The sequence below is a fragment of the Thiomonas sp. TH-17 genome (assembly GCF_057473305.1).
This window is the reverse complement of the sequence record NZ_JBYCKI010000240.1, coordinates 23,217-29,963: the sequence shown is the minus strand read 5'-3', so window position 1 is coordinate 29,963 and position 6,747 is coordinate 23,217. Positions and strand designations below refer to the sequence as shown.

The 6,747-nt window shown below is 65.1% G+C and carries 7 protein-coding genes; 3 read left to right on the top strand and 4 right to left on the bottom strand.

From position 1 onward, the window contains the following. The coding region (dprA, locus tag AC2VLV_RS14130; RefSeq protein WP_486990583.1) for a DNA-processing protein DprA at positions 1-832 on the bottom strand (832 nt) is incomplete at its 3' end. Between the two features lie 30 nt (positions 833-862). Further along, positions 863-2,014, bottom strand: a complete 1,152-nt coding sequence (locus tag AC2VLV_RS14125; RefSeq protein WP_486990586.1) for a LysM peptidoglycan-binding domain-containing protein — start codon at positions 2,012-2,014, stop codon at positions 863-865. Positions 2,015-2,356: 342 nt separating this feature from the next. Here AC2VLV_RS14125 and def point away from each other — a divergent pair, with 342 nt between their 5' ends. The 3 genes from def to htpX all read left to right on the top strand — a co-directional run bounded on the left by def (position 2,357) and on the right by htpX (position 4,820). Further along, positions 2,357-2,863, top strand: coding sequence for a peptide deformylase (gene def, locus AC2VLV_RS14120; RefSeq protein WP_486990582.1), 507 nt, complete (start codon positions 2,357-2,359; stop codon positions 2,861-2,863). A gap of 35 nt (positions 2,864-2,898) precedes the next feature. Continuing rightward, positions 2,899-3,858, top strand: a complete 960-nt coding sequence (fmt, locus tag AC2VLV_RS14115) for a methionyl-tRNA formyltransferase (protein WP_486990585.1) — start codon at positions 2,899-2,901, stop codon at positions 3,856-3,858. A 92-nt stretch (positions 3,859-3,950) separates the two neighbouring features. Further along, on the top strand, positions 3,951-4,820 hold the full coding sequence (htpX, locus tag AC2VLV_RS14110) for a zinc metalloprotease HtpX (protein WP_486990581.1): 870 nt from the start codon (positions 3,951-3,953) through the stop codon (positions 4,818-4,820). A gap of 69 nt (positions 4,821-4,889) precedes the next feature. On the opposite strand, the gene AC2VLV_RS14105 is transcribed toward htpX, so the two are convergent. Continuing rightward, positions 4,890-5,252 carry a phage holin family protein gene (locus AC2VLV_RS14105; RefSeq protein WP_486990580.1) on the bottom strand — a complete coding sequence of 121 codons (363 nt, stop codon included), beginning with the start codon at positions 5,250-5,252 and terminating at the stop codon, positions 4,890-4,892. A 17-nt stretch (positions 5,253-5,269) separates the two neighbouring features. Then, positions 5,270-6,673 carry an adenylosuccinate lyase gene (gene purB, locus AC2VLV_RS14100; RefSeq protein WP_486990579.1) on the bottom strand — a complete coding sequence of 468 codons (1,404 nt, stop codon included), beginning with the start codon at positions 6,671-6,673 and terminating at the stop codon, positions 5,270-5,272. Between the last annotated feature and the right edge of the window lie 74 nt (positions 6,674-6,747).

The window sequence follows — 6,747 nt, the reverse complement described above, 5'->3', positions numbered from 1 at the left end:
GGCGGTGGCAGCCATGCGCCAGGGGGTTGTGGATCGAGCCGGGCATGGCAAAGACTTCGCGCCCTTGCTCGCCCGCCAGCCGCGCGGTGATGAGCGAGCCGGAGTGCGTGGCGGCCTCGACCACCAGCACCCCGCGCGACAGGCCGCTGATGAGGCGGTTGCGGCGCGGAAAATTGCCCTTGGCAGGGGCGGTGCCCAGCGCAAACTCGGAGAGCAGCAACCCGCGATCGGCCACAAGATGCGCCAGTTCTTTGTGGCGTGGCGGATAGACGCGGTCGCAGCCGGTGCCGAGCACGGCGATGGTCGAACCGTCCTGCTCGCCGACCGCAGCCAGAGCGCCGCGATGCGCGGCAGCGTCGATGCCAAGGGCGAATCCTGACACGATGGTGACCCCGGCTTCGCTGAATGCTTGCGCAAACGCCTGGGCATCGCGCTCGCCCTGTGCGGTGGGGGTGCGTGCGCCCACCATCGCCAGCCGCCGTGGGGCGCCCAGCAGGGCGGCGTCGCCCAAGGCGTAAAGCAAAGGCGGCGGATCGGTGATATCGAGCAGGCTTTGCGGATAAGCCGGATCGTCCAGGGTGATACAGGCCTGCCCCGGCTGGGCGGCCCATTCCAGGGTGCGGGCGATGAGGTCTTGGGTTTCGCGGTCGGGGTCGGCCAGTAGCGCCGAGGCGACGGTAGCGCTGACCACCCGATTCAGCGCGGCGTGCGAGGCCTGGAAAATATGTGATGGCGGCCCGAAGGCGGAGAGCAGTTGGCGCGCGGTGAGGGCGCCAACGCCCGGAGTCTGCATCAGCCGCAGCCAGTCGGCGAGTTCTTCAGGCGGCGTCATGCTCGACCGTGCCGAAGGCCGCTGCGGCGATCAGGGCTGGGTGAAGCGGTCGGCGACTTCAACTGGTTCGTCGGCTGACAGGATGAGCGCATAGGCCACGTGCTTGAAGGTGCGGAACACCATCATCACGCCCACTCGGCGGTCGGGTAGTTCGATCTCGGGTTTGCCGGGCGCCGTCGAGTCTTTGACCATGCGGCTGTTGTGCCACAGCGCCAGCACGTCGCCGCGCTCCAGCCCGTCGTCGGCCCCGCGGTTGAGTGCGACCACGCTGTTCTTGGCCGCCATGCTCAGATCGCCGTAGATCGAGACAATGTCGCCGCTGATCGGCTTGGCCGGGGCGTGGGGGGTGTAGTTGACGAATTCACGCGGCGGCGCGATGACCAGCCGGTCGCCCACGCCGACTTCACGCTCGATGCCATCGACCCGGAACACCGACACCGCATCCGGCCCGGAAGGCGGCTCGACCAGATGGGTCGTGCCAAGATATTCGGCCTGGTAGGCGATGATTTTTTTCGTGGCCGGATCGACCAGCGGCTTGGCCGGGCGGTAGATTTGGTAGCGCGTGGCTTTGCTTACATCGCCGCGCACATAGACCTGCGTGCCGGGCGACGCCATGGTATGTCCCTTGGGCAAGGCCACGATGCGCGGCGAGGCTTCGAGGGTATCGGGCTCGACGATCAGCGGCTGGGTGAGGAAGGGCGCGATGAGTTCCGGCGAGATGGTGGGAATGCCTTCAGGCGGCAGCAGGCTGGACTCGACCTGCGGATTGAGCTTCACCGTGGGAATGCCCTGACTGCCGCTGCCCATGGTGAGGCGGGCGCGGCCATTGGAAATGTCGAGATACAGCACCTGCCCCGGAAAAATCCAGTGCGGGTTGCGGATCTGCTGCAGATTCATGCCCCACAGCTTGGGCCAGTCCCAGGGCTTGCGCAGGTACATGCCGGAAATTGCCCACAAGGTGTCGCCGCGTTTGACGGTGTAGCGCGAAGGCGCCTTGGCCGCCAGCTCGGAAACCGGCACGCCGGTCTGCGCGGTCAGTTCAGCCTGAGCGCGCTGCGCCGGGGCAACCGGATAGTTGGGCAGACCATGCAGTGCGGGCGCGGCGGCCGATGGGTTGGCGGCGCAAGCCCAGGGCGCCGCTGTGGCCAGCGCCAGCGCGGTAGCCAGAGAGCGGTAGCTCATACGACGTGAAGAGAGGTTGAAAGGGTGGTGGAAAGCCTGTCTCAGCATGGCGCAAAGTCCCCAGATCTAAACGGTGGCCACATCCGGCGCGGTGTGGTCTTTTGTGAATCTGCCCCCCGTGGAAATTTGCGATTCCAGGGCCCATATCTCAAAATTGTTGAGCACATTGTGCACGCAACACCTTGATGCGGCAATCAAATCACCGTTTGGTCGTTGTTTGGACGGGGCGGCAGTTGCAAGAATGTTGCGGGCGTGCCTGGCCGACGGCGCGTGCAGAGTCGGCCACCCCCGTTTTTGCAATGGATAAAGCCATTTCCATCGCAAATAACTAAAATGCGAGCCATGGAACAACTGACCATTCTTCAATATCCCGATCCGCGCCTTTACACCGTGGCCAAGCCGGTTGCGGCGGTTGATGAGCGGGTGCGCGCTCTTGTTGCGGCGATGTTCGAGACCATGTACGCCTCTAACGGTGTTGGCTTGGCCGCCACGCAGGTCGATGTGCACGAGCGCATCATCGTCATGGATACCTCTGAAGAGCGCAATCAACCGCTGGCGCTCATCAACCCGGAAATCGTGCGGCACAGCGCGGAAGATAAGGAATGGGAAGAGGGCTGCCTGTCCGTCCCTGGCATCTACGACAAAGTAACGCGGCCGGCCACGGTGCGGCTGCGCGCGCTGGACGCGCAGGGTCAGCTTTTCGAGATGGACGCCGACGGGCTGACCGCGGTGTGCATTCAGCATGAAATGGATCATCTGCTGGGCAAGGTATTCGTCGATTACCTCTCGCCGCTCAAACGCAACCGAATCAAGACCAAAATGCTCAAACGGCAGAGGCAGGCCGCTTGAGTCAGTCCATGCCCGCTTCCCCTTCAGCGCGCCGTTTGCGCGTGGCGTTTGCTGGCACGCCGGAGTTCGCCGCCGTGGCATTGCGCGCCATTCTGAGCGCGGGCTACACCGTGCCTCTGGTGCTGACCCAGCCCGACCGCCCCGCGGGCCGAGGCATGAAACTGCAATCCAGCCCGGTCAAGCAAGTTGCTTCGGCGGCGCAAATTGAGGTCATTCAACCCCAAGGTCTTCGACTGGACGGGCGCTATGCCGAACAGGCCGCGCAGGCACACGCGGCGTTGCGAGACGCCCAGGCGGACGTGCTGGTCGTGGCGGCCTATGGCCTGATTCTGCCGACGTCGGTGCTGACGTTGCCGCGATTGGGCTGCTTGAACATTCACGGCTCGCTGTTGCCGAGGTGGCGTGGAGCGGCCCCGATCCAGCGGGCGATCGAGGCGGGTGATGCGCAGACGGGCATCACCCTGATGCAGATGGATGCGGGGCTCGACACGGGTGACATGCTGATGGAGCAGGCCTTGCCGATCAACGCCACCGACACCGCGGCCACCCTGCACGACAAACTCGCCGCTTTGGGCGCCGCCTTGGTGGTGCAGGGGCTGGATGCGCTGGAACGCGGCGAACTGCGCCCCCGCCCGCAGCCCGAAGCCGGGGTGACGTATGCCGCGAAAATCAGCAAAGATGAATCGCTCTTGCAATGGGACTTGTCGGCAGAACTGCTCGCCCGGAGAGTGCGGGCGTTCACGCCCTGGCCAGGGACGCAATTCACCTTGCCAGACGGCGGTGTCGTCAAGGTGGGAGCGGCTGAGGCATTGACGGCGCCGCCGCCTGTCGGCCCGCCCGGCTTGGTGCGGCAGATGACGGCCGAGGGGCTGGATGTGGGTTGCGGCAGCGGCGTGCTGCGCATCACACGTCTGCAAAAACCCGGCGGCACAATGCAGAGCGCGGCGCAATGGCTGCAGGGCGGGGCCGACCTCACGAGCTTGATGCTGGGTTAAATCCCTCGCTGGGCTAGACTCCTTTGCGGCCTTGAACTTTTGATTCGCTGCACAATCTAGCGGTGTTGTATCCAAACGTATCGGAGTGAAGCATGTTCAATATCATGAAAACCGCCATCCTGATGGCCGCGATCACCGCGTTGTTCGTGGTCATCGGCTCCATGCTGGGTGGCCAGCAGGGCATGGTGCTGGCGCTGTTGTTCGCGCTGGGCATGAACTTCTTCAGCTACTGGTTCAGCGACAAGATGGTGCTGAAGATGTACAACGCGCAAGAGGTCGACGCCAGCAGCGCGCCGCAGTTCTACGCCATGGTGCAGGAGCTCGCGCAGCGCGCCGGGCTGCCCATGCCGCGGGTCTATCTCATCCAGGAAGACGCGCCCAACGCCTTCGCCACCGGCCGCAACCCGGAGCACGCGGCAGTTGCGGCCACCACCGGCATCCTGCGCGTGCTCAGCGCGCGTGAGCTGCGCGGGGTGATGGCGCATGAACTGGCGCATGTGAAGCACCGCGACATTCTGATTTCCACCATTTCGGCCACGATGGCCGGTGCCATTTCGGCGCTGGCGAACTTTGCGATGTTCTTCGGTGGACGCGACTCCGAAGGGCGTCCGTCAAATCCCATCGCCAGCATTGCCGTGGCCATTCTGGCGCCGCTGGCCGCGAGCTTGATCCAGATGGCAATTTCCCGCGCTCGCGAGTTCGAGGCCGATCGTGGCGGTGCCGAGATTTCCGGTGACCCGGCCGCGCTGGCCGCGGCCTTGCAGAAAATCGAGGCTTACGCGCGCGGCGTGCCGTTTCAGGCTGCCGAGGCGCATCCGGCCACGGCGCAGATGATGATTCTCAACCCCTTGCACGGGGGCGGCATCGCCAAGTTGTTCAGCACCCACCCGGCCACCGAAGAGCGCGTGGCGCGGCTGATGCAGATGGCGCAGACCGGCACGGCACAGGCCTGGCAAGGCTGAGCGTCGGCGCAGGCGCAAAGCAAAGCCCGGCTGGCCTCACGGTCAGCCGGGCTTTTTGCTGGGCGCCGCTTACCGGCGCCGTCCGAACTGCACCCCTTCCAGCGCGCTGTCGATGATGACCCCGGCGATGCTGTAGAGAATCGACCCGAGCAGCGCCGCGCCGAAGCTGCGCACATGAAAGCCGTCGATCACGCCGGACGCCGCGTAGAACATGGCGGCGTTGAGCACAAAGAAAAACAGCCCGAGGGTCAGAATGGTGATCGGCAGGGTGAGGATGAACAAAATGGGCCGCACCAGCGCATTGAGCAGGCCGATGAGCAGCGCCGCCCACATGGCCGCGCCGAACCCCGAGACCTGCACACCGCTGTAGAGGTAGGCCACAGCCAGCAGCGCGCAGGCGGAAAGCAGCCACTTGAGCAAGAGTTTGAGCATCGCGGGCCTCCCGGGATTCAGCGCTCTGCGGCCAGGCGTCTTGCCAACTCGGCGGCAAGTCCGGTGTAGCTGGCCGGCGTCATGGCGAGCAGGCGCTGGCGGTCGTTTTCGGGCAGATTCAGCCCTTTGATGAAGGCGCGCATCGAGTCTTCGGTGATGGCCTTGCCGCGGGTCAGCTCCTTGAGCTGCTCGTAGGGGTTAGGCAGGCCGTGGCGGCGCATGACGGTCTGTACCGGTTCGGCCAGCACTTCCCACGCGTTGTCGAGGTCTTCATCGAGGCGTTGAGGATGAACCAGCAACTTGTCGAGCCCGCGCAGCAGGGAATCCCATGCGAGCACGCTGTGGCCCAGCGCCACGCCCATATTGCGCAGCACGGTGGAATCGGTCAGGTCGCGCTGGAAGCGCGAGATCGGCAGCTTGTCGCTCAGGTGTCGCAGCAGCGCATTGGCGATGCCCAGATTGCCCTCGGCGTTCTCGAAGTCGATGGGATTGACCTTGTGCGGCATGGTGGACGAGCCGATCTCGCCTGCCTTGGTCTTTTGCTTGAAATAGCCCCAGGAGATATAGCCCCAGATGTCGCGGCTGAGATCGATCAACAGGATATTGGCGCGGGCGACCGCGTCGAACAGTTCGGCCATCGCGTCGTGCGGCTCGATCTGGATGGTGTAGGGGTTGAAGCTCAGGCCCAGCGATTCGACCACCTTGCGCGAGAAGGCCTCCCAGTCCACCTCGGGGTAGGCCGCCAGATGCGCGTTGTAGTTGCCCACCGCGCCGTTCATCTTGGCGGTCAGCTCGACCGACTCGATGGCCGCCATGGCACGCTGCAAGCGGTGGGCGACGTTGGCAAACTCCTTGCCCAGCGTGGTGGGGCTGGCCGTCTGGCCGTGGGTGCGCGACAGCATGGGCCGTTCGGCCAACTCGGCGGTGAGGTCGAGCAGTCGGCGCAGCACGCGCTGCAGCAGCGGCATGACGACTTCACGCCGCGCGCCTGCGAGCATCAGCCCATGCGCGGTGTTGTTGATGTCTTCCGAGGTGCAGGCGAAGTGGAAGAACTCGGCGTGCCGATGCACATCGGCCATCTCGGCCGTTTGCACCTTGAGCCAGTACTCCACCGCCTTGACGTCGTGGTTGGTGGTGCGCTCAATGGCTTTGATCTCGGCGGCCTGCGCGCTGCCGAACCCTGCCACCAGGCCGCCCAGCGCGTCGCGAGCATCTTGCGGCAGGGCCGGAAACTCTGCAAGGCCCAGATCGGACAGGCCGATGAACCAGGCCACCTCAACCTGGACGCGGCTGCGCATCAGTCCGGCCTCGGACAGATGCGCGCGCAGGGCGTCGACCTTGGCGGCGTAGCGCCCATCCAGGGGCGAAAGCGCGTCCAGCGTGGACAGCGCGGCGGATTGTGGGGAGAGGTTCGTGCTCATGCCGTCATTGTAGGAAGGCGGCGCACTCATCTGAGAGCCCCAGGGCCGGTTATGCCTGCCCGCCCCCCGTGGGG

Bases quoted from the DNA above. Each gene is read 5' to 3' on its own strand.
- AC2VLV_RS14125 (WP_486990586.1), bottom strand. From the start codon at position 2,014: ATGAGCTACCGCTCTCTGGCTACCGCGCTGGCGCTGGCCACAGCGGCG.
- def (WP_486990582.1), top strand. From the start codon at position 2,357: ATGGAACAACTGACCATTCTTCAATATCCCGATCCGCGCCTTTACACC.
- htpX (WP_486990581.1), top strand. From the start codon at position 3,951: ATGTTCAATATCATGAAAACCGCCATCCTGATGGCCGCGATCACCGCG.
- AC2VLV_RS14105 (WP_486990580.1), bottom strand. From the start codon at position 5,252: ATGCTCAAACTCTTGCTCAAGTGGCTGCTTTCCGCCTGCGCGCTGCTG.
- purB (WP_486990579.1), bottom strand. From the start codon at position 6,673: ATGAGCACGAACCTCTCCCCACAATCCGCCGCGCTGTCCACGCTGGAC.